19 protein-coding genes are annotated in these 24,337 nt (G+C 73.1%); 10 read left to right on the top strand and 9 right to left on the bottom strand.

Annotated features, from left to right (window positions below):
* Positions 1-9 precede the first annotated feature (9 nt).
* On the top strand, positions 10-2,265 hold the full coding sequence (gene katG, locus ACWGPF_RS06040) for a catalase/peroxidase HPI (protein WP_452331963.1): 2,256 nt from the start codon (positions 10-12) through the stop codon (positions 2,263-2,265).
* A gap of 470 nt (positions 2,266-2,735) precedes the next feature.
* Here the strand turns inward: katG and ACWGPF_RS06035 are convergent, their stop codons facing one another.
* The 5 genes from ACWGPF_RS06035 to ACWGPF_RS06015 are packed head-to-tail and all read right to left on the bottom strand — an operon-like array spanning position 2,736 to position 8,355.
* Positions 2,736-4,046 carry a DUF58 domain-containing protein gene (locus ACWGPF_RS06035; RefSeq protein ID WP_452331962.1) on the bottom strand — a complete coding sequence of 437 codons (1,311 nt, stop codon included), beginning with the start codon at positions 4,044-4,046 and terminating at the stop codon, positions 2,736-2,738.
* Between the two features lie 10 nt (positions 4,047-4,056).
* The gene (locus ACWGPF_RS06030; protein ID WP_345436942.1) at positions 4,057-4,980 is read right to left on the bottom strand and encodes an AAA family ATPase; all 924 of its coding nucleotides are present in this window, start codon (positions 4,978-4,980) and stop codon (positions 4,057-4,059) included.
* A 41-nt stretch (positions 4,981-5,021) separates the two neighbouring features.
* Positions 5,022-6,179 carry a DUF4350 domain-containing protein gene (locus tag ACWGPF_RS06025; RefSeq protein ID WP_452331961.1) on the bottom strand — a complete coding sequence of 386 codons (1,158 nt, stop codon included), beginning with the start codon at positions 6,177-6,179 and terminating at the stop codon, positions 5,022-5,024.
* Complete coding sequence (locus ACWGPF_RS06020) at positions 6,176-6,835, bottom strand: DUF4129 domain-containing protein (RefSeq protein WP_452331960.1); 660 nt, start codon at positions 6,833-6,835, stop codon at positions 6,176-6,178. The genes ACWGPF_RS06025 and ACWGPF_RS06020 overlap by 4 nt, the downstream gene beginning before the upstream one ends.
* The gene (locus tag ACWGPF_RS06015; protein ID WP_452331959.1) at positions 6,832-8,355 is read right to left on the bottom strand and encodes a glycerophosphoryl diester phosphodiesterase membrane domain-containing protein; all 1,524 of its coding nucleotides are present in this window, start codon (positions 8,353-8,355) and stop codon (positions 6,832-6,834) included. The genes ACWGPF_RS06020 and ACWGPF_RS06015 overlap by 4 nt, the downstream gene beginning before the upstream one ends.
* A 183-nt stretch (positions 8,356-8,538) precedes the next feature.
* Here ACWGPF_RS06015 and mtrA point away from each other — a divergent pair, with 183 nt between their 5' ends.
* The 5 genes from mtrA to hpf all read left to right on the top strand — a co-directional run bounded on the left by mtrA (position 8,539) and on the right by hpf (position 14,209).
* A complete protein-coding gene (gene mtrA / locus ACWGPF_RS06010) occupies positions 8,539-9,219 on the top strand; it encodes an MtrAB system response regulator MtrA (protein ID WP_345436781.1) in 681 nt (226 codons plus the stop codon).
* 8 nt (positions 9,220-9,227) lie between these two features.
* The gene (gene mtrB, locus ACWGPF_RS06005; RefSeq protein WP_452331958.1) at positions 9,228-10,901 is read left to right on the top strand and encodes an MtrAB system histidine kinase MtrB; all 1,674 of its coding nucleotides are present in this window, start codon (positions 9,228-9,230) and stop codon (positions 10,899-10,901) included.
* Positions 10,898-12,670: a GerMN domain-containing protein gene (locus ACWGPF_RS06000; protein WP_452331957.1), complete on the top strand. Its 1,773-nt coding sequence runs from the start codon at positions 10,898-10,900 to the stop codon at positions 12,668-12,670. Before mtrB ends, ACWGPF_RS06000 begins: the two co-directional genes overlap by 4 nt.
* An 88-nt stretch (positions 12,671-12,758) precedes the next feature.
* Complete coding sequence (locus ACWGPF_RS05995) at positions 12,759-13,451, top strand: ComF family protein (RefSeq protein ID WP_452331956.1); 693 nt, start codon at positions 12,759-12,761, stop codon at positions 13,449-13,451.
* A gap of 89 nt (positions 13,452-13,540) precedes the next feature.
* Positions 13,541-14,209, top strand: a complete 669-nt coding sequence (gene hpf, locus ACWGPF_RS05990) for a ribosome hibernation-promoting factor, HPF/YfiA family (protein ID WP_452331955.1) — start codon at positions 13,541-13,543, stop codon at positions 14,207-14,209.
* A 58-nt stretch (positions 14,210-14,267) separates the two neighbouring features.
* On the opposite strand, the gene ACWGPF_RS05985 is transcribed toward hpf, so the two are convergent.
* Both ACWGPF_RS05985 and ACWGPF_RS05980 read right to left on the bottom strand, forming a co-directional pair.
* Positions 14,268-15,611 (bottom strand): hypothetical protein, encoded by a 1,344-nt coding sequence (locus tag ACWGPF_RS05985; RefSeq protein WP_452331954.1) that lies wholly within the window; start codon positions 15,609-15,611, stop codon positions 14,268-14,270.
* A 75-nt stretch (positions 15,612-15,686) separates the two neighbouring features.
* Positions 15,687-16,265, bottom strand: a complete 579-nt coding sequence (locus ACWGPF_RS05980) for a PadR family transcriptional regulator (protein ID WP_452331953.1) — start codon at positions 16,263-16,265, stop codon at positions 15,687-15,689.
* A 154-nt stretch (positions 16,266-16,419) separates the two neighbouring features.
* Here ACWGPF_RS05980 and ACWGPF_RS05975 point away from each other — a divergent pair, with 154 nt between their 5' ends.
* Complete coding sequence (locus ACWGPF_RS05975) at positions 16,420-17,355, top strand: phosphodiesterase (RefSeq protein WP_452331952.1); 936 nt, start codon at positions 16,420-16,422, stop codon at positions 17,353-17,355.
* Positions 17,356-17,357: 2 nt separating this feature from the next.
* Here ACWGPF_RS05975 and ACWGPF_RS05970 read toward each other — a convergent pair whose 3' ends face one another.
* Together ACWGPF_RS05970 and ACWGPF_RS05965 are read right to left on the bottom strand one after the other, a co-directional pair.
* Positions 17,358-18,881 (bottom strand): stealth family protein, encoded by a 1,524-nt coding sequence (locus ACWGPF_RS05970; protein WP_452331951.1) that lies wholly within the window; start codon positions 18,879-18,881, stop codon positions 17,358-17,360.
* A 164-nt stretch (positions 18,882-19,045) separates the two neighbouring features.
* Positions 19,046-20,023, bottom strand: a complete 978-nt coding sequence (locus ACWGPF_RS05965; protein WP_452331950.1) for an epimerase — start codon at positions 20,021-20,023, stop codon at positions 19,046-19,048.
* A gap of 136 nt (positions 20,024-20,159) precedes the next feature.
* Between ACWGPF_RS05965 and ACWGPF_RS05960 the strand changes: the two genes are divergently transcribed.
* From ACWGPF_RS05960 to secA, 3 genes are all read left to right on the top strand, one after another.
* Positions 20,160-20,909 carry a hypothetical protein gene (locus tag ACWGPF_RS05960; RefSeq protein ID WP_452331949.1) on the top strand — a complete coding sequence of 250 codons (750 nt, stop codon included), beginning with the start codon at positions 20,160-20,162 and terminating at the stop codon, positions 20,907-20,909.
* Positions 20,909-21,421 (top strand): hypothetical protein, encoded by a 513-nt coding sequence (locus ACWGPF_RS05955; protein WP_452331948.1) that lies wholly within the window; start codon positions 20,909-20,911, stop codon positions 21,419-21,421. The genes ACWGPF_RS05960 and ACWGPF_RS05955 overlap by 1 nt, the downstream gene beginning before the upstream one ends.
* A gap of 101 nt (positions 21,422-21,522) precedes the next feature.
* Positions 21,523-24,297, top strand: a complete 2,775-nt coding sequence (secA, locus tag ACWGPF_RS05950; RefSeq protein ID WP_452331947.1) for a preprotein translocase subunit SecA — start codon at positions 21,523-21,525, stop codon at positions 24,295-24,297.
* Positions 24,298-24,337: the final 40 nt, after the last annotated feature.

Raw genomic sequence — 24,337 nt, 5'->3', positions numbered from 1 at the left:
AGGACGATCATGAGCAGCGACCCCATGGACGGATGCCCCGTCATCCACGACGGCACGCCGGCCGACGACACCACGCGCCTCCCCGGCGACGACGTCCCCGCCGAGCCCGCCGGCCGTCTCGCGCACCCCACGCAGGGCGACGCGAACCGCCAGTGGTGGCCTGAGCGCCTCAACCTCAAGCTCCTCGCGAAGAACCCCGCCGTCTCCGACCCGTTCGGCGACGAGGGCTTCGACTACGCGGAGGCGTTCTCGGCGCTCGACCTCGCCGCGGTCAAGGCGGACATCGCCGAGACGCTCACGACCTCGCAGCCGTGGTGGCCGGCCGACTTCGGGCACTACGGCCCGCTCATCATCCGCATGGCGTGGCACAGCGCGGGCACCTACCGCGCGACCGATGGCCGCGGCGGCGCCGGAGCCGGCCAGCAGCGGTTCGCTCCGCTCAACAGCTGGCCCGACAACGGCAACCTCGACAAGGCGCGCCGCGTGCTGTGGCCGGTCAAGAAGAAGTACGGCAAGAGCCTGTCGTGGGCCGACCTCATGATCCTCGCCGGCAACGTCGCGCTCGAGACGATGGGCCTCAAGACCTTCGGCTTCGCGGGCGGCCGCGCCGACGTCTGGGAGCCCGAGGACGACGTCTACTGGGGCGGCGAGAAGATCTGGCTCGGCAGCGACAAGCGCTTCTCGGGCGACCGCGAGCTCGAGAAGCCGCTCGCCGCGACCCACATGGGCCTCATCTACGTCAACCCGGAGGGGCCGGAGGGCGTGCCCGACCCGCTCGCCGCGGCCGACGACATCCGCACCACCTTCCGCCGCATGGGCATGGAGGACGACGAGACGGTCGCCCTCATCGCGGGCGGCCACACCTTCGGCAAGACGCACGGCGCCGCGCCAGACTCGCACGTCGGCGCCGACCCCGAGGGCGCGTCGATCGAGGAGCAGGGCTTCGGCTGGAAGAACGCGCACGGCACGGGCAAGGGCGACGACACCATCACGTCGGGCCTCGAGGTGACGTGGACGTACCACCCCACCCGCTGGGACAACGAGTTCTTCCACATCCTCTACGGCTACGAGTGGGAGCTCATGGAGAGCCCCGCCGGCGCCAAGCAGTGGCGCCCGAAGGACGGCGGCGGCAGCGACATGGTGCCGCTGGCGCACTCCGACGGCAAGCGCGAGCCGCGCATGCTCACGACCGACCTCGCCCTGCGCATGGACCCGTCTTTCGACGAGATCTCGCGCCGCTTCCGCGACGACCAGGACGCGTTCAGCGACGCCTTCGCACGTGCCTGGTTCAAGCTCACGCACCGCGACATGGGCCCCAAGGCGCGCTACCTCGGCCCCGAGGTGCCCGCGGAGGACCTCATCTGGCAGGACCCGCTTCCGGCGGTGGACCACGAGCTCATCGACGCGGCGGACGCGAAGGCGCTCAAGGAGCGCATCCTCGCGACCGGCCTCACGGTGTCGCAGCTCGTCTCGACGACGTGGGCGGCGGCATCCACCTTCCGCGGGGGAGACAAGCGCGGAGGCGTCAACGGCGCGCGCATCCGGCTCGCCCCGCAGAAGGACTGGGCGGTCAACAACCCGCCGCAGCTGCAGACGGCGATCGCCGCGCTCGAGATCGTGAAGGCGGAGTTCGAGCAGGGCGGCAAGCGGGTCTCGCTCGCCGACCTCATCGTGCTCGCCGGAAACGCGGCCGTCGAGAAGGCCGCAGCGGACGCGGGGGTCGAGGTCGAGGTGCCGTTCCGTCCCGGTCGCGTCGACGCGACGCAGGAGCAGACCGACGTCGACTCCTTCGCGTTCCTCGAGCCCATCGCCGACGGCTTCCGCAACTACGCGGGTCCCGACGCGACGCTCCCCGCCGAGTACCTGCTCGTCGACAAGGCGAACCTGCTCACGCTGAGCGCGCCGGAGACGACCGTGCTCGTCGGCGGGCTGCGGGTGCTCGGTGCGAACTGGGATGGCTCCGCCTACGGCGTCTTCACCGACCGCCCCGGCGTGCTCACGAACGACTTCTTCGTGAACCTGCTCGACCTCGGCAAGACGTGGCGGCCGCTCGACCCGGGCAAGCACGCGTTCGAGGCGACGGTCGACGAGACCGGCGAGGTGTTCGGCCGCGGCACGCGCGTCGACCTCGTCTTCGGCTCGAACTCGGAGCTGCGCGCGCTCGCCGAGGTCTACGCCTCCGACGACGCCGCAGGCAAGTTCGTCGCCGACTTCGTCAAGGCGTGGACGAAGGTCACGGAGCTCGACCGCTTCGACCTGAAGTAGGCGCGGCATCAGCGGCAGGCCGGCCTCGGGACCTCCCGAGGCCGGCCCGCTGCGTCTGACGCGATGCGCATCGCGTCGGTGCTGTACCGCTGGGCACAGCGGTGCCGGGCGCGGGTGCCGGGCGTCCGTGCCGATGCCCGGTTCGCCTCGTGGTGCCGCTGCCGGGTTCGCCTGGCGGTGCCGCTGCTGCATGACGGTGCGTGTGCGCTCGGCATCGTCGTGCACAGCGTGCACCGTGGTGCGGGCCGAGCATCGTCGTGCGAGCGTGCCGGGCGCGAGGCGGGCGTCGGCGGGACCGCCGCCGCAAGCCGTCGCGGCTGCGCGTTGAGGATGCCGCGCGTGCGCATTGGTGCCCGTTCTGCATGGCGGTGCCCGTCTTGCATGACGGTGCGTGTGCGCTCGGCATCGTCATGCGCAGCGTGCACCGCGGTGCACGGGCGGCATCGTCAAGAGGGCGAGGGCGCCGCCGGCTACAGCCGTCCTGCGCGTTTGAGGGCGAGGTACCGGTCGGCGATGCGGGGCGGGAGCTCGTCGGGCGTGTCCGAGACGGCGACAGCGCCCGCGCGCTCCACCGCACGGCGCACGCGCGCGGTGGCGGCGAGAGCGGCCTCGGCGCCCGCGGCACGGTAGAAGGCGTCGCGTGACCCCCGGGACGCCGCGGCGTCGGCCAGCGTCGAATCCGTCGCGGTGCCGACGAGCACGACGGTCCCTGCCCGCACCACCGAGGGCAGGGCGCCCAGGAACCCGCGCGACGCGTCCTCCGACTCCTGCGCCGTCAGCAGCACGAGCAGGGACGGCCGGGGATGGAGTCGGCGCGCCTGGGCGAGCGCGGCATCCCAGTCGGTGTCGATGAGCTGCGCGTCGACGGACGCGAGCGCGTCGACGAGCTCGGGCAGGAGCGCCGGGCCGTCGACGCCCGTCACCCTGGCGCGCACGAGCCGGTCGAACGCGATGACGTGCACGTGATCGCCCGCCCGCTGCGCGAGCGCGGCGAGCAGCAGCGCGGCCTCGAACGCGGCATCGAGGCGGGTGCCGTCGCCGACGCGGGCCGCGGCCGTCCGCCCCGAGTCGATGACGATGACGACGTGACGGTCGCGTTCGGGACGCCACGTGCGCAGCATCGTCGTCGCGGCGCGCGCGGTCGCCCGCCAGTCGATCGAGCGCACGTCGTCGCCGCGCACGTACTCGCGCAGCGAGTCGAACTCCGTGCCCTGCCCGCGCACCTGCACGCTCGTGCTGCCGTCGAGCTCGCGCAACCGCGCCACGCGGCTCGCCAGATGCCGTCGGCTCGTGAACGGCGGCAGCACGCGGATGGCCCCTGCAGCGGGCAGCACGCGCTGCCGCCCCGCGAGGCCCAGCGGTCCGGCCGACCGGACGACCGCGAACTCGGTGCGCAGCTCTCCGCGGCGCCGGGGGAGGAGCGGAACGCGGTAGGCGCGCGACTCGCCGGCCGGCACGTCGATCGGGATGCGGTCGGATGGCGCGCCTGCGGTCGGCTGCCATCCGTCGCGTGCACGCCCGTGCAGCCGGCGTGCTCCGGTGTTGACCAGACGCAGCACGGCCGTCGTCTGCTCGCCGAGGCGGACGCGCGCGGGCAGATCGCGCACCACCCGGAGCGCGCGCGGGTCGGCCGCCGCCGCGGCATCCGCCGCGACGGCCGCGGCGCACAGCGCCAGCCACGCCAGCAGCACGTGCCACGCGCTCACCCCCGCTGCGTCGAGGACGACCACGGGCACGGCGCCGAGGGCGACGGCGATCGCGAGCCGGCCGGTGACGTACATGCGGTGCCTCTCAGAGCGGGACGGGCGTCTGCTGCAGCACCGACGACAGCACGGCCTCGGGGGAGACGCCCTCGATCTCGGCGTCGGCCCGCAGCACGATGCGGTGCCGCCACACCGGCACGATCATCGCCTGCACGTGGTCGGGGGTGATGGCGGGGTATCCGCCGAGCCACGCCCATGCCTTGGCGGCGGCGAGCAGGGCCGTCGCGGCGCGCGGGCTCGCACCCACCTGGACGGATGGGCTCTGCCGGGTCGCCCGCGCGAGATCGACGATGTAGGCGAGCACGTCGTCGGTCGCGGCCACCTGCGACGCCGCGCGCTGCGCCGCGCGGATCTCGTCGGCGCCCACGACGGGCCGCACGTCGTCGAGCGAGCGCGGCGAGAACCCGTCGGCGTGCCGGCGGAGCACGGCCACCTCGGCGTCGCGCGCGGGCACGTCGACGATGAGCTTGAGCAGGAAGCGGTCGAGCTGCGCCTCGGGCAGCGTGTACGTGCCCTCGTGCTCGATGGGGTTCTGGGTCGCGCACACGAGGAACGGATCGGGCAGGGGGCGGGTCACGCCGTCCGACGACACCTGCCGCTCCTCCATGGCCTCGAGGAGCGCGGCCTGGGTCTTCGGCGGCGTGCGGTTGATCTCGTCGGCGAGGAGCACGTGCGTGAAGACGGGGCCCTCGCGGAAGTCGAACTCGCCCGATCGGGCGTCGTAGACGAGCGAGCCCGACACATCGCCCGGCATGAGGTCGGGCGTGAACTGCACGCGCTTCGTGTCGAGGCCGAGCGTGCGGCTGAACGCGCGCACGAGCAGCGTCTTCGCGACGCCCGGAACGCCCTCCAGCAGCACGTGGCCGCGAGCGAGGAGGGCGATGAGGAGACCGCTCACGGCGCCGTCCTGGCCGACGACGGCCTTGCCGACCTCGTGGCGGACGCGGGTCATGGCCTCCCGCAGGGCGTCGCCGGAGGCGGATGTCGTCTCGGTCACGGTCGTTTCCTTTCAGTGCGGACGGCGGCGTCGACGGCCGCCTCGAGGTCTCGGAGCCGCTCGCCCGAGGCGACGAGGTCGGCATCGGAGGCGGGGTCGGCGAGCAGGATGGCGCGCACGGTCTCGCGGGGCGCGCCCAGGCGGGTGGCCGCTGCGTCGGCCACGTCGCGCGGACCCGCGTGACGTGCCAGCCCGAGGCGCACGGCCATCCGCTCGCTCGCGCCCGCCCGGAGGAGGGCGGCGGCGTGATGCGCGTCGGCGGCGCGCGCGTAGAGGCGCGCCCGGCCCTCGAGCGTCTCGTTCGCCCGCACCGTCACGGGAAGGTCCTCGGCGACGAGCGGACCGAAGCGGCGGCCGCGCCACAGCCCTGCGGCGACGGCGGTGAGCGCTGCGAGCACGAGCACGGGCGTCACCCAGCCGGGCGTCAGGTCGCCCAGGTCGGGTGCGGACGTCACGGTCGCGTCGTCGAGCCCGGGCAGGAACCACACCACCTCGTCGTGCGCGCCGAGGAGCCCGAGCCCGAGCGCCGCGGCGCCGTCTTCGGCGAGGCGCTCGTTGACGAGCAGCGCGGCGGCGTCGAGCGCCGTGATCGACCCTCCGTCCGTCTGCACGCGCAGCAGGCCGTAGCCTTCGCCGACGGGGTAGCAGGCGTCGGCGGCATCGCCGCGCGTGTAGGTCTCGCCGGGGGCGACGTCGCCCGCCGGGACGGCCGCGTCGACGTCGCAAGAAGGCGCGACCGCCGCGCCCGTTCCGTAGGCCGCGTACGAGGACCCGAACAGCAGGCGCAGGTCGCGCGAGGTGGGAGCGAGGAGCACGACGTCGGCGCCGGATGCCGCGAGGGCCTCGACGTCGTCGTCGGCGAGCGGCGCCGTCGACCCCAGGACGAGGGTGGTGCCGTCGCCTGCCGCGAGCGCGGCGTCGAGGCCCTCGGCCACGACGACGCGAATGCCCCCGCGCTCGGCGAGCAGGGTGGCGAGAGCCAGGCTGCCGTCGGGCCCTGGCCCCTCGGGGTCGAAGGCGTCGCGAGGCGTCCACTCCCGCGACGCGAGCGCGACGAGCACCAGCCCGAACACGACGAACCCGGCGACGATCGCGAGCCATCCCGCGGCCGTCCGCCGTCGCCGGTGTGCGGGTGCCGATGCGGACGTCGTCATATCCGCACCTCGGCGCGGAGCACCGCAGGCCGCGTGGCGGCGAGCGCGGCGTCGAGGGCCGCGATGCGGTCGAACGTGTCGCGCGCGCCCGGCCGGCGCAGGTACCGCACGTCGTCGAACGCGGCAGCGGCATCGTGCAGCGCCGCGGCGTGGCCGGGGAACGGCTCGACGGCCAGGTCGGCGAAGCGCTGCGCCGTCATGCCGGGTGCGGGATCGACCAGATCGCGCTCCTCCAGACCGCGCGCGAGCGCGCGGAACGCGTCGGCGATCGCGGCGTCCCACGCGCCGGCGGCGGCATGGCGCGCCGCGTCGGCGCGCAGCTCGGCGGCGCTGCGGTGCGCGTCGTCGCCGAAGAGCAGCGCAGAGGCGGAGACTGCTCGGCCAGCGGATCGCGGTCGCCCCCAGATGAGGAAGGCGGCGACGGCGAGCAGCGCGACCACGGCGATCACGACCGTCGCGAGCAGGGGGCTCCATCCTCCGTCGATCTGCGGGTTGAGGATGTCCGAGACGACGTCGGCGATCGCCTGGGCGATGCGGTCGACGAGGTTCGGCTGCGCGGCGTCGTACACGGGGTCGGACAGCTCGTCCTCCGCCCAGTCGCGGGCATCGTCGCCGTCGGGGAGGAACGCGAGCGCGACGCCGATGGCGACCCTCACGGGACGGCGCTGCCGTCGGATGCGCTGCCGTCGGACGTTCCCGATCCGTCCGGCCGTCCGGGGTCGTCGGCTGGCCGGGGCGGGGCCGGCGGCGCGGCGAGGGGATCGGACGCCGGGGGAGCCGCCGGGGTGTCGGACGACGGCGCGTACTGCCCGTACCGCGGCTCCGGCCTCGCGGACGGTGCCTGTCCGTTCGGCGCATGTCCGTATGGCGCCGGCTGTCCGTACGGTGCCTGTCCGTACGGTGCTGCCTGTCCGTACGGCGCCTGGCCGTATGGCGCCTGGCCGTATGGCGCCTGTCCGTATGGCGCCGGCTGGCCGTATGGCGCCGGCTGGCCGTATGGCGCCGGCTGGCCGTATGGCGCCGGCTGGCCGTATGGCGCCGGCTGTCCGTACGCAGCCTGGCCGTAGGGCGCCTGCCCGTACGGTGCTGCCTGGCCGGAGGAGGGGGCGCCCGGTCCCCACGCGGGTCGGACGGGAGGCACGGCCGCAGGGTCGAAGGCATACGGATCGTCGAGCGCGGTCGAGCCGGCGTCCCGCTGCTCGAGGTGACGCTGCAGCCGCAGATCGAGCCCCTCGCGTCGCATGCGCGCGTCGATGTAGACGAGCGCGGCGGATGTCGCCTGGACCACGACGGCGATGGAGCTCACGACGAGCGTCGCGATCTGGCTCGCGGCGACGGTGAGCGCGAACGCGATGACCTCGCTCACCGACGACTCGCCGGTCGGCGCGAAGACGGCCGTCGCGGCCCCTCCGAGGAACGAGAACGGGACGCCCACGACGTACGACGCCGCGCTCATGATGAGGTTGACGAGCACGATGATCCCGAACGTCGGCCAGAAGCGGCCGTGCGTCAGCTGCCACGACCGGCGGATGCCGCCGGCGACCGTGGCTCGTTCGAGGAGGATCGCGCTGGACACCAGGAAGAGCTTCGTGCCGAGCCACGCGTAGAGGACGATGCCGCCCAGCACGGCGAGCACGCCGAAGAGCACAGCCGACCACGGCTCGCCGAACGCGAGGGCCACGGTGATGCCGACGAGCAGCGCGATCACGACGGCGACGGCGACGGTCACGAGGGCGTAGTAGCCGAGCAGCCGCCAGAACACGGGCCGCACTCGCTGCCAGATGCCGCCCAGGGTCATCCGCTCGCCGAGAACGGCGTGTGCGACCTCTCCGACGACGACCGCCTGCACCGCGATGCCGAGGACGCCCATGAGGAGGCTGACGCCGAGGGTCGCGAGGCCGACCGTCAGCGCGGAGCCGTCCAGGATGGCGTCGTACTCGTCGGTGTTCGGCGGCACCGTGTCGAGACGGGAGAACGCGGCCCACGCGACGGCGCCGATGACGCCGATCGCAATGAGGGACGACACGAGCTGCACGACCATCGCGAATCCGAGGAGCACGCGGGGGTTGCCCCGGAGCGCCGAGAACGACGAGCCGAGGATCGTGCCGAACCCGAGCGGATGCAGGGGGATGAGCCCGCCCCGCGGTGCCGGCGTCCACGTCTGGTCAGCGCTCACGTCGATCCTCCCTCGACCCGCGGTGTCACCGGGCGCCGGAGCGCCCGCGTCCCCTCATCGTGTCACACGTCGCGCCCCGCGCCCCGTGTCGCCGCGGCCCCGCCGACCACGTCGTCTAGGCTCGTGTGAGCCGTACGCCCGCGCGCGTCGCGCGCGGCACTGTCAGCAAAGGACCGGTACCTCATGAGCGCCCGCATCCTCGTCGTCGACGACGACACGGCCCTCGCCGAGATGATCGGCATCGTCCTGCGGACGGAGGGCTTCGACACCGCCTTCTGCGCGGACGGGGCGCTCGCCGTCGACGCCTGGCGGGAGGAGCGGCCCGACCTCGTGCTGCTCGACCTCATGCTGCCCGGCAAGGACGGCATCGAGATCTGCGCAGAGATCCGCGCGGAGTCGGGCGTCCCGGTCATCATGCTGACGGCGCGGTCCGACACGTCCGACGTCGTCGCGGGGCTCGAGGCGGGTGCCGACGACTACATCGTGAAGCCGTTCAACCCCAAGGAGCTCGTGGCCCGCATCCGCACCCGCCTGCGGCCCGCGCCGGAGTCGTCCGCCGACGTGCTGCGCGCGGGCGATCTGACGATCGACGTCGCCGCCCACGAGGTGCGCCGGGGGCAGACGCCGATCGCGCTCACGCCGCTCGAGTTCGAGCTGCTCGTCGCGCTCGCCGCGAAGCCGCAGCAGGTGTTCTCGCGCGAGGCGCTGCTCGAGCAGGTGTGGGGCTACCACTACAAGGCCGACACGCGCCTCGTGAACGTCCACGTGCAGCGTCTGCGGGCGAAGATCGAGATCGATCCCGACAATCCGCGCATCGTCATGACCGTCCGCGGGGTCGGGTACCGCGCCGGCGCCGCGCTGTAGGCGAGCGGATGGCCCCCGCCGCCGGCCCGCCGCGGATCTCGGTGCGGCGGCCGTCCTCCTGGCTCCCCGCGGTCCGTGCGCAGTGGACGAGCTCCCTGCGCTTCCGCACGACGTTCATCACCGTCGCCGCCACGGCCCTCGCGATCGCGGTGGCGTGCGTGTGGACGGCCCTCGCCATCCACAACGAGCTGTTCTCCGCGCGCAAGGACCAGGTGCTCGACCAGGCGCAGCTGGCGGTCTCGGCCGCGCAGGACGTGCTCGACACGGCGGAGGTCGCCTCCAACGCCGCGACGCTGCAGCAGGTTCTCGTGGAGGCCAGGGAGCAGGGGCTCGACCAGCAGAGCGGGACGAGCTACATCGCCTACTTCCGCATCGACGACGCCCCCTCCGCGATCGCGCCGCCCGACTCGACGTTCCAGCTGGAGAACCGGGACACCGTGCTGAGCGAGGGGCTGCGCGACCGCGTGCGCGGCTCGGCCGACAACCAGTACCAGTGGTGGCAGTCCGTGCCGCTCGTCTTCGACGGCGCCGACCGCGCCGTGCCGGGGATCGTCGTGGGCCAGCTCCTCGACGTGCAGAACGCCGGCGCATACGAGGTGTACCTCGCCTACAGCTTCGAGGAGGCGGACCAGACCCTCCGGTTCGTGCAGGGCACGCTGTGGGTCACGGGCATCGTGCTCGTGGTCATCGTCGCGGCCATCTCGTGGGTCGTGCTGCGCACGGTGGCGCAGCCCCTCATCGAGGCGAGCCAGACGAGCGCGCGGTTCGCCGCGGGCGATCTCGACGCGCGCCTCCCCGTGCGCGGCAAGGACGAGCTGGCCACGCTCGGGCGGTCGTTCAACGCGATGGCCGACAGCATCGAGTCGCAGATCACGGAGCTCGCCGAGCTCTCGCAGGTGCAGCAGCGCTTCGTCTCGGACGTCTCGCACGAGCTGCGCACGCCGCTCACGACCATCCGCCTCGCGTCGGAGATGCTGAACGATCGGCGCGACGACTTCGACGAGTCGACGGCGAGGGCCGCCGAGCTCCTGCACACGCAGGTCGCGCGCTTCGAGCAGCTGCTGACGGACCTGCTCGAGATCAGCCGCTACGACGCCGGATCGGTGCAGCTCGAGCTCGAGCCCACGAACCTCGCCCAGCTCGCCGAGGACGTCGCCGACTCCATGCGCCAGGTCGCCGCGCAGCACGGCAGCGAGCTGCGCGTCGTCGCCCCCGGCGGCTATTCCCCCGTCGACGTGGACCCTCGTCGTGTGCGCCGGGTGCTCCGCAACCTCGTCGGGAACGCGATCGAGCACGGCGAGGCCCGCCCCATCGTCCTCACAGTCGACAGCGACGCCCGTGCCGTCGCCATCGGCGTGCGCGACTACGGGCTGGGGATGACGCGCGAGCAGACGGAGCGGGTGTTCGACCGGTTCTGGCGCGCCGACCCGTCTCGCAAGCGGACCCTCGGGGGCACCGGGCTCGGTCTCGCGATCGCACTCGGAGACGCGAAACTCCACGGGGGCACGCTCGCGGTGTGGTCGGAGCCGGGGGCGGGCTCGCATTTCGTCCTCACCGTGCCGCGCGCGCCGGGAGCCGTCGTCGAGCGCTCGCCCATCCCCGTGGAGCCCCACGAGCCGGCCACCGAGGCGTTCGGCCTCACCCAGCCCATCCGCACCGACGACGAGAGGGAGGGAGCATGACCGCCACCCGCGCCCGACACCGGGTCGCCGCGTCCGCGCTCGCCGTGGTTCTCGCCCTCGCCGGCTGCTCCGGGCTGCCCACGACGGGGCCGGTGTCCGTCGGCAACGCTCCCGGCGACGCCGTCGACGACACGACGACGGTGCGCTACGCGGCCGACGAGCCGAGGCCCGGATGGTCGCCCGCCGAGATCGTGGACGGCTTCCTGAAGGCGTCCATCTCACCCGAGCAGAACTGGGCGACGGCGCGCGAGTTCCTCGAGGGCGACCTCGCCGAGACGTGGGACCCCGCCGCGGGCATCACGATCGACGCCACCGACGATCGCGACATCCCCGGACTCGAGCAGGATCCGGCGGGGGAGGGCGAGGGGGAGCCGGAGGAGACCCCTGACGACGAGGCGGAAGGGGGTACGGAGACCGCGACCCTCACCGCCCAGGTGCACACGCGGGCGACGGTCGACGCGGACGGGCGGTACCGATCGGCCGACGAGGGCTCGTCGACGGCGCTCTCGTTCGAGCTCGCCCGCGACGAGGCGGGGGAGTGGCGCATCACCTCCGCGCCGGACGGCATCGTGCTCGACAGCGCGTACTTCCTCGAGCTCTACTCCCCGCACGACCTCTACTACTTCGACGCGACGTGGACGGCGCTCGTCCCCGACTCCCGGTGGTTCCCGAATCTGCAGAACGCGGCGACGCGCATCGTGCAGGAGCTCGTCGAGGGCGCCCCCAGCGAGTGGCTGGCCCCCGCCGTCGAGACGGCCTTCGGCGCCGACATGCAGCTGTCGCGCGGCACGGTGCCCGTCGACGCCGACCGCGTCGCGGCCGTCGAGATCACGGGCGCGGCGGGTGCGGACGACGAGACCCTGGGCCGCATGCGGGCGCAGCTCGAGCAGAGCCTCGCCGCGACCGAGGTGCGGTCGGTGCAGCTGACCATCGACGGGCAGGCGGCCGACGTGGATGCGGCCCCGACCGTGTCGACGCGCATCAACTCGACTCCGCTCGTGCTGACGGACGACGGCTTCGGCCATCTCGCCGGAGGCGAGCTGTCGCCGATCGAGGGGCTCAGCGGGATCCTCGTCGACTTCCCCGAGGAGATCCGCTCGATCTCGTTGTCCCCCCAGGAGGACGTGGCCGTGCTGGGGCTCGAGGACGGCAGCGTGTGGCGCGTCACGGAGGAGAGCCCCGACGAGGTGCAGGTGGGGGCGCGCTCCGTCGCGCCGGCGCTCGATCGCTTCGGGTTCACGTGGACGGTGCGCCCGGGCGACCCCGCGTCGCTCACGGCATGGGACGCCGATCTCACCCCCATCGCGCTCTCGGGCGGATGGGCGGACGTGTCGGCCGTGAAGTCCGTCGACATCTCGCGCGACGGCTCCCGCATCGCGGCGCTCGTGACGATCGGGGGCCAGGAGTGGGCCGTCGTGTCGGCGATCGAGCGCGACTTCGACGGCAGGCCGCTGTCGGTGGGCGCGCCCGTGCGCCTCGCGCAGCTGCGGCTCTCCGGCATCGACCTGGCGTGGATCGACGACGGCACCATCGGGATCGCGGCGGGAGGCAGCGCGAGCGCGCAGCTCATCTCGCAGCCCATCGGCGCGCCGCAGACGACGGCGACTGCGCCGCTCGGCGTCGTCGCGATCGCGGCAGGCAACCAGGACACCACGGTGCGCATGCTCACGAACGGCGGTGACCTCGTCGTCCTCCGCGGCGGGACGAATCCGACGACCTCGGCGAGCGGCGTGAAGGTGCTCGCGACGCAGATCGGCCTCCCCGACTGAGCGTGCACAGGGCCCCGCTCGCGGCGTGTCGGAGACCGCACGGTGGAGCGCGCGCCGCGCGCGGACGGGACCCGGCCATCCTGTCGGGATGACGACCCTGCCGGCGGGCTTCCGCACCGCCCTCCTCGACGCCGCGGCGCTCATCCTGCCGGTGGACTGCGCCGGCTGCGGCGCACCGGGACGCGTCCTCTGCGCGTCGTGCCGCGGACGCCTCGTGCCCGCGCCCGTGTCCCGCCCGCTCGACGACGACCTCGCCGTGCGCGCGGGACTGGAGTTCTCGGGCGCCGTGCCGCGTGTCGTTCGGGCTTACAAGGAGCACGCGCGCACGGGTCTCGCACGCGAGCTTGCTCCCGCCCTGCGCGTCGTGCTCGCGGCGACGGCGGTCGACGCGGGACGGTTCGTCGAGGCGGTCCCCGTCCCGCCGACCGCGGCATCGGCGAGGCGGCGCGGCTACCGCCCGGTCGAGCTGCTGCTGCACCACGCCGGCGTCGCCCCCACGCGGGCGCTCGGGTGGCGGCGCACGACCGCCGATCAGCGCGGTCTCGACATCGCCGCCCGCGAGGCGAACCTCGCCGGTGCGCTGCGGGCGAGGCGGCCGCCTCGCGGACGTGCGGTCGTCGTCGTCGACGATGTCGTGACGACGGGGGCGACGCTCAGGGAGGCGTGCCGCGCGCTGCGCGACGCGGGCTGCGAGGTCGTCGGTGCCGTCGCGCTCGCGGCCACACCGCGTGTTCTCCCCTCGCGAACGCGCCACGGTGAATCGCCGGCAAATAGTTCGTGACACTCTGCCGGAGCAGGGCTACGGTGGGGACACCGAAGGCGACCGATGGTCCGCCGCTCACACCGGTCGGACCGGATAGGGAGGCAGAAATGGACACGAACATCGTCGGCGTGGGGGTCAGCATCTCGGACCGCTTCCGCTCCGTGGTGGAAGAGAAGAGCGAGCGCATCGCGACGCTCGCGCCGCGTGCCCAGCGTCTCGAGGTGAAGGTGACGCACCACGCCCACAGGGCCGGACGACTCGAGGAGGAGTCGGTCGAGCTGACGATCTTCTGGAAGGGGCCCGTCATCCGGGCGGAGGCGCACGACGGCGACAAGTTCGTCGCGTTCGACCTCGCGTTCGAGAAGCTCACGGAGCAGATCCGCCGGGCGAAGGACAAGAAGGTGAGCGGCCGCGTGCACCCCCGCACGGCGCGCTTCGCGAAGGAGACGGGGGAGCTGGAGGGGCTCGACGTGCAGCCCGCCGCCGTCGAGACGCTGCAGGCGGTCGCCACGGGGGCGGTCCCCGTGCTGACGGAGGCGGAGGAGGACGAGGCGTACACGCCCGTCGTCATCCGCACCAAGTCGTTCGAGCCGGAGTGGATGACGGTCGAGGAGGCCGTCGACCGCATGGAGCTCGTTGGCCACGACTTCTTCCTATTCATCAACGCGCGCACCGACCACCCGAGCGTCGTGTACCGCCGCAGGGGATGGGACTACGGTGTGATCGCGCTGTCGACGCAGGCCGCGCCGCTCGCGGAGGACGCGCTGGTGTCGTGACCGGCTGACGGCGACGCCCCCGGAACCCGTGAGGGTCCGGGGGCGTCGCCGCGTCCGCTCAGTCGAAGATGTCGCCGATCAGGCCGCCCAGGAGCACGCCGCCCAGCACGGGGCCGAGGAGGCCGCCGCCGCCCATCCCGCCCCCCATGCCCCCACCGGGGCCGCGGCGCTGACCGCCGCCCCAGGATCCCCAGTCGTCGTCGTCGGGGCGCGAGGAGTCGATGTCGCGCTGCGCCAGCTGCAGCGCCTCGTGTGCGAGCTGCGCCGTGCGTCGGGCGAGCTGCTGGGCGCGCTCGCGCGTGTCCTCGGAGGCGACCAGGGGGTCGATGTCGAGGCGCAGGCGCTGAGCCTCGGCGAACCGTGTGCGCGCGTCGGCGCCGATCCATCCGCGGTGGCCGTTGATGAGTCCGCTCGCGACGCCGATGGCGCGATCGGCGGCGTCGATGTCGTGACGCACGTGCTCGACGGACGGGACCGGGTTCGCCGCGCGCTCGCGCGCCTTGGCGACGGCGGCGTCGAGGGCGGCGTTCGCCTCGGACAGCTCGGCGAGCGCCGTGAAGGGGTCGGACGGCGTGCCCGGCGCGGGCAGCGCGACGAGCGCCGACTCGAGCGCCGCCGCGGCCGCTGTCACAGCGGGCGTCTGCGGAGCCGATCGCGCGACGACGAGATCGCCGCGCGAATCGGCGACGACGTCGGCGAGGGTCGACTGCGCGCGCATCGCCTCGATCTCGAAGTCGTCGATCCCGTCGAGGATGGTCGTCGCCCGCCGCACGGCCTCGGTCGCCGTCTCGAGTGCGAGGTTCGCCTCCTCCGTGCGCCGCGCCTCCCGGCGCCGCTCGGACACGTCGGCGGAGTGCAGGGCGAAGTCGAGCAGCTGATCCGTCTCGTCGGCGTTCACGCGCACGCGCTGGAGCGCCTCGGCGCTGTAGTGGCGGGAGAGGCGCGCGACGGTCTCCCGCGCCTGCGGCAGCCGCCCGCGCAGGCGCTCGACGTCCGCCCGCACGCCCGCGAGGATCTCCGGGGCCTGCCGCACGAGCGCGATGCGCTCCTTCAGGGCCGCGGTGCGCTCGTCGAGCACGTCCTCCGCCCAGTCGCACAGCTGCACGATGCGGGCGTTGCGCGTGCGCAGCTCCTCCGGGGTGTCCGGGATGTCGTCGTGGTTCAGCTGGTGGAGGTGGAAGGCCTCGGCCATGTGCTGCTTGACGGCCGCGAGCCCCTCGCGCAGGTCGGTCGTCGGGCCGTCTCCGAGCTCGGCGGCGGCGAAGACGAGCTCGTCTCCCGTCGCGCGGATGCGTTCGTCGGCCGTGACGAGGGCCGTCCGCGCGCGGCGGGCGAGGTCGTCGTCGGCCGCCTCCTGACGTTCCCGCTCTTCCCGGCTGCGTCGACCCCAGAAACCTGCCATGGTGACGATCCTATGACGCGCCGGCGGCGCCATTGCCGGGTCGCGGTGCGCTCACAGCGAGCGCCGGACGCACGCTCAGGCGGCGGCGTCCGCGCGTGGCGGCCGGCCGCGACGCGGACGCTCGTCCGAGAGGGGAACGGCGCGGAGGTGCGGGGGCACGGCGCCGAGCAGTCGCGCGGTCTCGTCGAGCCAGCGCGCATCGGCCTCGGCGCCGGCCAGCAGGCCGCCCGCCACCGTCGCCAGGGCCGCGTCCGCCGGCTCCGCCTCGAGATCGGCGCGGAGCCCTGCGATGCGCGCCGCGACGGCGGTGCGCTCGGCATCGACGATCTCGTCGAGGTCCACCCCGGGGAGCGAGGCGGCGAGCGCGATCTTCACGGGCAGCGCCGAGCGGTCGGCCGGGTCGGACGGCGCGAGGAGGCCGGCGCGCGCGGCGTCTGCGCCCCGGTCGGTGAGCGCCCAGAAGACATGTCCGAGCTCGTCGGGGTCGTCGCGGTCGACGAGGCCGTCTCGCTCGAGCCGCTCGAGCGTGTGGTACACCTGTCCGACGTTGAGCAGGCGCGTCCCTCCCGTGCGCCGGGCGTACTCGGTGCGCAGCTGGTACCCGTAGCACGGGCCCTGCGCGAGGATGGCCAGCAGCGCCTCCCTGACCCGCATCCGCACCTCCTCCGCGCGGCGAAATGCTTGCCGCGTATGCATATCGAGCGTAGGGGGCCGTCGGCGCGCACCCCGCGATCGGGGCCGCAGGGCGTGTCGCGACGCTCCGGGAGCGTGTCGCCATCCGTTCACCCGCGGTGGCTACCATCGCGGCATGGCCGTCCCGTCAGCTGCGCCGCGGATCTCCGAGTACGCACGACCCAGCCATCTGCTCGTCCACCTGAGCGACACCCACGTGCGCTCGGAAGGAGGGGTCTTCGCCGTCGACGCGGTGCGCAACGTCCGGCGCATCCTCGACGAGATCGAGGCGTCGGGAGCCAGACCCGACGCACTCGTCTTCACGGGCGATCTGGCGGACCTCGGCGAGGACGCGGCCTATGCCGCGCTGCGCGACGTGGTCGATCCGGCGGCCGCGCGACTGGGTGCGCGCGTCGTGTGGGTGATGGGAAACCACGACCGCCGCGACGCGTTCCGTCGCGGGCTCCTGGGGGCGGAGGGCGCGGGTCCGGTCGACGCCGTGCACGACATCGACGGGCTCCGGCTCATCGTGCTCGACACCTCGGTCCCGGGTGCGCACCACGGCGAGTTGAGCGCGGGGCAGCTGTCCTGGCTCGCGCGCGAGCTGGCCGTCCCGGCCCGGCACGGGACCATCCTCGCGATGCACCATCCGCCCATCCCGTGCGTGCTCGAGCTCGCGACGGTCGTCGAGCTGCGCGACCAGCAGGCTCTCGCCGACGTGATCCGGGGGAGCGACGTGCGCGCCGTCCTGGCCGGGCACATCCACTTCTCCTCGACGGCGCTCTTCGCCGGCGTGCCCGTGTCGGTGGCGTCGTCGTCCTGCTACACGCAGGATCTCGGCGTGGCCGACGGCGGGATGCGCCCGCGCGACGGCGGGCAGTCGTACAACCTCGTGCACGTCTACGACGAGACCGTCGTGCACTCGGTGGTGCCGTTCGTCGACGCGCCGGCGGCGGAGACGATCTCCGCCGCCGAGACGGCGCGCCGCCTGCAGGAGGCGGGCGTGGTCATCCCCCCGTCGTCGCGGTCGCTGAGCGCCGAGGCGTTCGCCGTGGAGCGCGTCGCGGGCTGATCTCAGCCGCGCTCCCACGGTGCGCGGACGGGGAAGTACGCATCGAGGGTCTCGCGCACGAGCCGCTCGCGCACGTCCTCCGGCAGCTCCGGGACGCTGCCGTCGTTGAGGCAGAACATGTCGGCGTCGCGTCGCGCGAGCAGCCGCCCCATCCGGGCCGGCGCGTCGCGCAGCGTCGTCTGGATGTAGCGCGTGCGGGGCTTCGTCGTCGCGAGCGCCCGGCCCGTGAAGGCCGCGTAGTAGTGGTACAGCGAGTTCGTCACCGAGATGTCGGTCGCGCTGCGGAACCGCGCGGCCGTCGTGCGCGCGAATTCCTCGGGGAACTCGCGCTCCAGCTCGAACATGACGTCGCGGCGGTGCGGTGTCGCGCAGTGCTGCAGGTCGCGGGTGATGACGCGGCCGAAGCGCTCCTCCAGGAGCGCGCGGTTGACGCGCGCGGCGTTGTCGTGGCCGCTGCGCTCCGGCCGGGTCGGTCCCACGCCGATCCGCACGCCGGATTCGACGAACGTCGTGACACCCGCCGGCGTGAAGAACAGCTCGGGGCGCACGGGACGGCCGAAGAACATGTCGTCGTTGGAATAGAGGAAGTGCTCGGCGATGCCGGGGATGCGGTGCAGCTGCGCCTCGACCGCGTGCGAGTTGTGGGTCGGCAGCACCGACGTGTCGGCGAAGAACTCCTCGCTGCGCACGATCGTCACCCGCGGATGGTCGGCGAGCCAGTGCGGCGCGGGGCTGTCGGTGGCGATGAAGATGCGCCGCACCCACGGGGCGAACAGGTGGACGCTGCGCAGCGCGTACCGCAGCTCGTCGACCTGGCGGTAGCGGGCGGCGTGCTCGTCGCCGTCGCCGACGACGTACGCGTTCATGCGCTTGGCGCGTTCGCGCTGGAACGCGTTGGACGACCCGTCCACCCAGGAGAACACGATGTCGACGTCGAAGGTCACCTCGTGCGGTCCGGGCGTGAACATCCCGTCGAGGGTGCGCCATGCGCGGCCGTAGCGCGAGACCGTGACGAACACGAGGTCGTCTGCGGCGATGACGCGCCGGGTGAGGGCATTGCGGCGCGGCGCGTGGACCACGTCGCCGTCGCGGCGCCAGAACTCCAGGCGCACGCCGGCGTCGGCGCCGTAGGCGAGCGACCCGGAGGGGACGACGCGCGGGCGGAAGACGATCGCCGCGCCGTCGTCGAACGGGATGTCGGCGGCCGTCGCGATCGGCAGCGCGGGGGAGGCGGCGGTGCGCGCCGCCGCCCACGGTCCGCCGGCGGCGGCGAGGGCGGTGAGGGCGGTCTCCCTGTCCTCGGCGAAGAGCGCCAGAGCGGGGAGCCCGCTCGTGCGCCGGAGCAGCAGCGGACGGAGGCCCGCGTGCTCCAGCACGTCGGCCAGGGCGAGCAGATCGGCCTCCCGGGCCTCCTCCGGAGCGATCTCCTCGACGAGATGCGGGATGCCGTCCCTCAATCGGGTCTCGTCGGCGAGCGGTGCCGCGTCGTGCGCGGACGGGAGCGGAGGGGTGCCCAGAAGGGTCATCGATCACCTCGGATCTACTCACGGCCATCGGGGCCGTCGGGACGGTTGCGGGAGCATGCGCGCCGGGAACCCGGTGGGGATGCGCGTGAACGGCTCCTGTCCGAATGATAAGCACTCGCGGAAGGTCCGCCCGACACCCTTGACAGGCAGGGCGGCGGGTGCAGTCAGCGGCCGAGCGCGTCGCGCAGCGCGGGCTCGAGGTCGGGTCGGGCGAATCGGAAGCCCGCAGCGGCGAGGCGCTCGGGGACCGCCCACCGGCTCTTCAGGACGAGCTCGGGCTCCGTGCGGAGCATCCACATCGCGGGCTCGAGGAGGAAGCGCGGCGCCGGCAGGCCGGCCGGCATGCGCACGATCCGACGGAGCGTCGCCATGACGGCCCCGTTGTCGCTCGGATTCGGAGAGGCGAGGTTCACGGCGCCCTCGATGTCGTCGTGCTCGATGAGGAAGCGGATCGCCCCGATCACGTCGTCGATGTGGATCCAGCTGAAACGCTGCCGTCCGCCCGTGCGGTGGCGGGGCGGCCGGCCGTCGCCCGAGGGGGTCGGTCCGATGCCTCGGTACCTGCGGTGCGCGAACCACCATCCGTCGAGCTGCGGTCCGCCGAGTCCCGTGCGCGCGAGGGTCGCGAGCATGCGCGTCGCGGGTCCGTCGCCCAGGACGATCGCCATCCGCAACGCGACGCGGCGCGTGCCGGGCAGCCGGCCGTCGAACAGGGCGGACTCCCAGTCCCGTGCGACGTCGACGGAGAAGCCGGTGCCGAGCTCGCCGTGCGCCTCGGTCTGCGGCCGGTCGACGGCGTGCCGGTAGATCGTCGCCGTGCTCGCGTTCATCCAGATCCGCGGCGGCCGCTCGGCGGCAGCGACGGCGGCGTGGAGTGCCCGCGTCGTCTCGATGCGCGAGCGGTACACCTCGTCGCGGTTCGCATCGGTGTAGCGGCAGTCGACCGACTTCCCCGCGAGGTTCACGAGCAGCTCTGCCCCGTCGACGGCGGACGCGACGGTCGCCGGGTCGTCCCAGCGGGCCGGCCCCGTGCGGCCGATCGTGCGCACCGTCCACCCGTCCGCGCGGAGCGCCTCGACGAGAGCCGTGCCGACGAAGCCGCTCGCTCCCGCCACCGCCGCGATCCGCGTGCCATCGGTCATCCGCCCGCCCCTTCCGCTCCCGCCATCCTCGCAGGGCGGCGCGGACGGTCTCTCGAGGTCGAGGGAACGGGGCGCGCTCCGTGAGAGCCTCGTGGCGCGAGCGGAGTCCGGCGCCGAGCAGCCGTAGGGTCGGGGCATGGGGGACGACGAGGAGCTCGCGGCGCTCCGCCGGCGGATCTACGGGCGCGACGCCGGCCTCGCAGCCGATGAGGCAGCGCTCGTGAGACTCGCGGAACTGGAAGGGCGTCGCATGTCCGCTCCGGTGGTGGATGCGGAGCCGGCCACAGGAGAGAAGGGCGGACCTGATCGCGCGCCGGCCGAGAGCATCGAGCGGGTGTCCACGGACGACGCGCTTTCAGAGCCCGCGGCGCCCGCTCGGCGCGGGCTGCCCCTCGGGTGGGGCGCTGTCGCGCTCGGCATGCTCGGCGTTCTCGCGTTCGCCGCAGGATTGTCGGCCTCCCACGCCGCGAGACCACGACCGCTCGCCGAGCTCTCCGCGGACCGCGCCGTCGACGGAATCGAACTTCCGATGCGCACGTCCGAAGAGGGCGCGGCCGTCGTCGAGGCCTACCCCGCCTTCGCCTCGCTCGAGCTCGCCGTCGGAACGGACGCCGGCGCACCGGCGGAGTCGGCGGTGAGCTGTCTCCTCGCCGGCGAGGACAGCGGCGGCTCCTTCGAGCCGGAGCACGGGGTATGCCGAGCCGGCGGAGGCGGCTTCCCCCTCGAGATCGTCGGAGTGGTCCGTCCCGTCGGCGCGAGGGATGGGGACGTCGCTCTGGACGGGCCCGAAGTCGACGACCTCCCGGATGGCACGCGCGTGCGGTTCCTCCTCGTGGGCGACCGCATCGAGGTATGGCTCGACGGCGCGGAGGGACGCACCTCGTGATGACGACGGCTCGCAGGAGGTTGCGGAACACGGGCGTCGCGCTCGCCGTGATCGTCGGCTGCTTCTCGGCAGGACTCGTCGTCGCCGAGAACGGTGCGCCCCGCCCGCTCCTCGCCGCCGAAGCCGTCGTCGGACCGGATCGGCCGGAGTGGGCACCGCAGGAGGCGCGTGACCTCCGCCTGTTCGAACTCGGCGACCTCGACGTGTGGGTCGTCGAGGCCAACGGCGAGCAGTGCCTTTCGCTCGTCGATCGCGGTGTCCGCACGCTCGCCCGCTGCGCAGACGGCCACGGTGAGCTGCACTCCGGCGACCACGTGTTCGACGACGGGGTGCTGCGCGGGCTCGCGGGGGAGATCCGCGCGGACCTCGCCGACGGGGTGGAGGAGGGTGCGATCATCCGACTCGTCGTCAGTGGCGACCGCCTGGAGATGTGGGAGGCGGCGCCACCGGACAATCCGGGGCCGCTGTCCGCGGTGTCCTTCCATTCCTCCGATCGGCCGGGTGTCGGCTGATCCATTGTCACGGGCGGATAACATGGGCAGGTATGCCCGTCGCCCACCGGGGCGACCGAGCCCATCCGTCCGGGATGCGGCACCCGATCGAGGAGTGATACGTGGCCAATCCGTTCGAGAAGCTGCTCCGTGCCGGCGAGGGACGCGTGCGCCGTCAGCTGCAGCGGGTCGTCACCGCCGTGAACGCCCTCGAAGAGGACTACGCGAACCTCACGGACGAGGAGCTCCGCGGCGAGACCGCGGAGCTGCGCGCCCGCCACGAGGGCGGCGAGACGCTCGACCAGCTCATGCCGGAGGCGTTCGCCGCGGTGCGCGAAGCGGCCAAGCGCACCCTCGGCATGCGCGCATACGACGTCCAGCTCATGGGCGGCGCCGCCCTCCATCTCGGGAACATCGCCGAGATGAAGACGGGTGAGGGCAAGACCCTCGTCGCGACCTTCCCGACCTACCTCAACGCGATCGCGGGCAAGGGCGTCCACGTCGTCACGGTCAACGACTTCCTCGCGTCGTACCAGGCCGAGCTCATGGGCCGCGTGTACCGCGCTCTCGGCATGACGACGGGCATCATCGTCTCCGGGCAGACGCCCGCGGTGCGGCGCGAGCAGTACGCGGCGGACATCACCTACGGCACGAACAACGAGTTCGGCTTCGACTACCTGCGCGACAACATGGCCTGGCGCAAGGAGGACCTCGTCCAGCGCGGCCACTTCTTCGCCGTCGTCGACGAGGTCGACTCCATCCTCATCGACGAGGCGCGCACCCCGCTCATCATCTCCGGCCCGTCGTCGGGCGAGGCCAACCGCTGGTTCGCCGAGTTCGCGAAGATCGCCCGCACCCTCGAAGAAGGCGTCGACTACGAGGTCGACATCAAGAAGCGCACGGTCGGCGTTCTCGAGGCGGGCATCGAGAAGGTCGAGGACTACCTCGGCATCGACAACCTGTACGAGTCGGCGAACACGCCGCTCATCTCGTTCCTCAACAACTCCATCAAGGCCAACGCGCTCTTCAAGCGCGACACCGACTACGTCGTCATGAACGACGAGGTCATGATCGTCGACGAGCACACCGGCCGCATCCTCGTCGGCCGCCGCTACAACGAGGGCATGCACCAGGCCATCGAGGCCAAGGAGGGCGTGCCCGTCAAGGCCGAGAACCAGACGCTCGCGACCGTCACGCTGCAGAACTACTTCCGCCTCTACGACAAGCTCTCCGGCATGACGGGAACCGCCGAGACCGAGGCCGCCGAGTTCATGTCGACCTACCAGCTCGGGGTCATCCCCATCCCGACGAACCGCCCCATGATCCGCAAGGACCAGACCGACCTCGTCTACAAGAACGAGCAGGGCAAGTTCGCGCAGGTCGTGGAGGACATCGCCGAGCGCCATGAGAACGGCCAGCCCGTCCTCGTCGGCACCGTCAGCGTCGAGAAGAGCGAGTACCTCTCGCGCCTGCTGTCGAAGAAGGGCATCAAGCACGAGGTGCTCAACGCGAAGAACCACGCGCGCGAGGCCGAGGTCGTCGCGCGTGCCGGCCAGCTCGGCGCCGTCACGGTCGCGACCAACATGGCCGGCCGCGGCACCGACATCATGCTCGGCGGCAACGCCGAGTTCCTCGCGGTGCAGGAGATGAAGGCGAAGGGCCTCTCCACGGACGACACCCCCGACGAGTACGAGGCCGAGTGGCCGGCCGTTTTCGAGGCCGTCAAGGCGCGCGTCGAGGAGGAGGCGGCGACCGTGCGCGAGGCCGGTGGCCTCTACGTGCTCGGCACGGAGCGGCACGAGTCGCGCCGCATCGACAACCAGCTGCGCGGACGCTCGGGCCGTCAGGGCGATCCCGGCGAGAGCCGCTTCTACTTGAGCCTCACGGACGACCTCATGCGCCGCTTCCAGTCGGGCCCCGCCGACGCGCTGCTCTCGCGCACCGACTTCCCCGACGACGTCGCGATCGAGTCGAAGCTCGTCTCGCGCCTCATCAAGAACGCGCAGGCCGCCGTCGAGGGTCGCAACGCCGAGGCGCGCAAGAACGTCCTCAAGTACGACGACGTCCTCAACCGCCAGCGCGAGGCGATCTACGCCGACCGGCGCACCATCCTGCACGGCGACGACATCAAGGACCGCGTCGAGCACTTCATCGAGGACGCCATCAGCGCCATCGTCGACGATCACACGTCGGGCGGTCACAACGAGAGCTGGGACTTCGACGCGCTCTGGACCGAGCTGAAGACGCTGTACCCCGTGGGGGTGACGATCGACGAGGTCGTCGCGGAGGCAGGCGAGCGCCGTGGCGGCATCACCGCGGACGGCCTGCGCCGCGAGCTGCTCAGCGACGCGACGATCGCCTACGCCCGCCGCGAGGAGCAGCTGGGCGAGAAGGCCGTCCGCGAGCTCGAGCGCCGCGTCGTGCTGCAGGTGCTCGACCGCCGCTGGCGCGACCACCTCTACGAGATGGACTACCTCAAGGACGGCATCGGCCTGCGCGCCATGGCGCAGCGAGACCCGCTCATCGAGTACCAGCGCGAGGGCTACTCGATGTTCCAGGCGATGATGGGCCAGATCAAGGAGGAGGCCGTCGGCTACCTCTTCAACCTCGAGGTCGAGGTCCGCAAGGCCGGCGACGGCGACCAGACGGAGCCGCAGGTCGAGGCGAAGGGCCTCGTCGAGGCTCCCGCCGAGCAGAAGCTCGAGTACTCCGCCCCCAGCGAGGACGGCGACGTCGAGGTGCGCAACGACCGCGGCCAGGTGCAGAAGACGCAGACCGATCGCGCACGCCAGCAGGGCGGCGCCCGCGGCGCCTTCGGCCAGGCAGCCGATGAGGCCGCCCCGCAGGCCCCCGCGCCGCAGAACCGAGAGCAGCGCAGGGCGGCGAAGAAGAAGTAGAGCTCCCGGACGCGGGCGGTCCACGGGTGATCCCGTGGCC

Source organism: Microbacterium sp. NPDC055683 (genome assembly GCF_053617895.1).
This window is presented reverse-complemented; position numbering and strand designations above follow the sequence as displayed.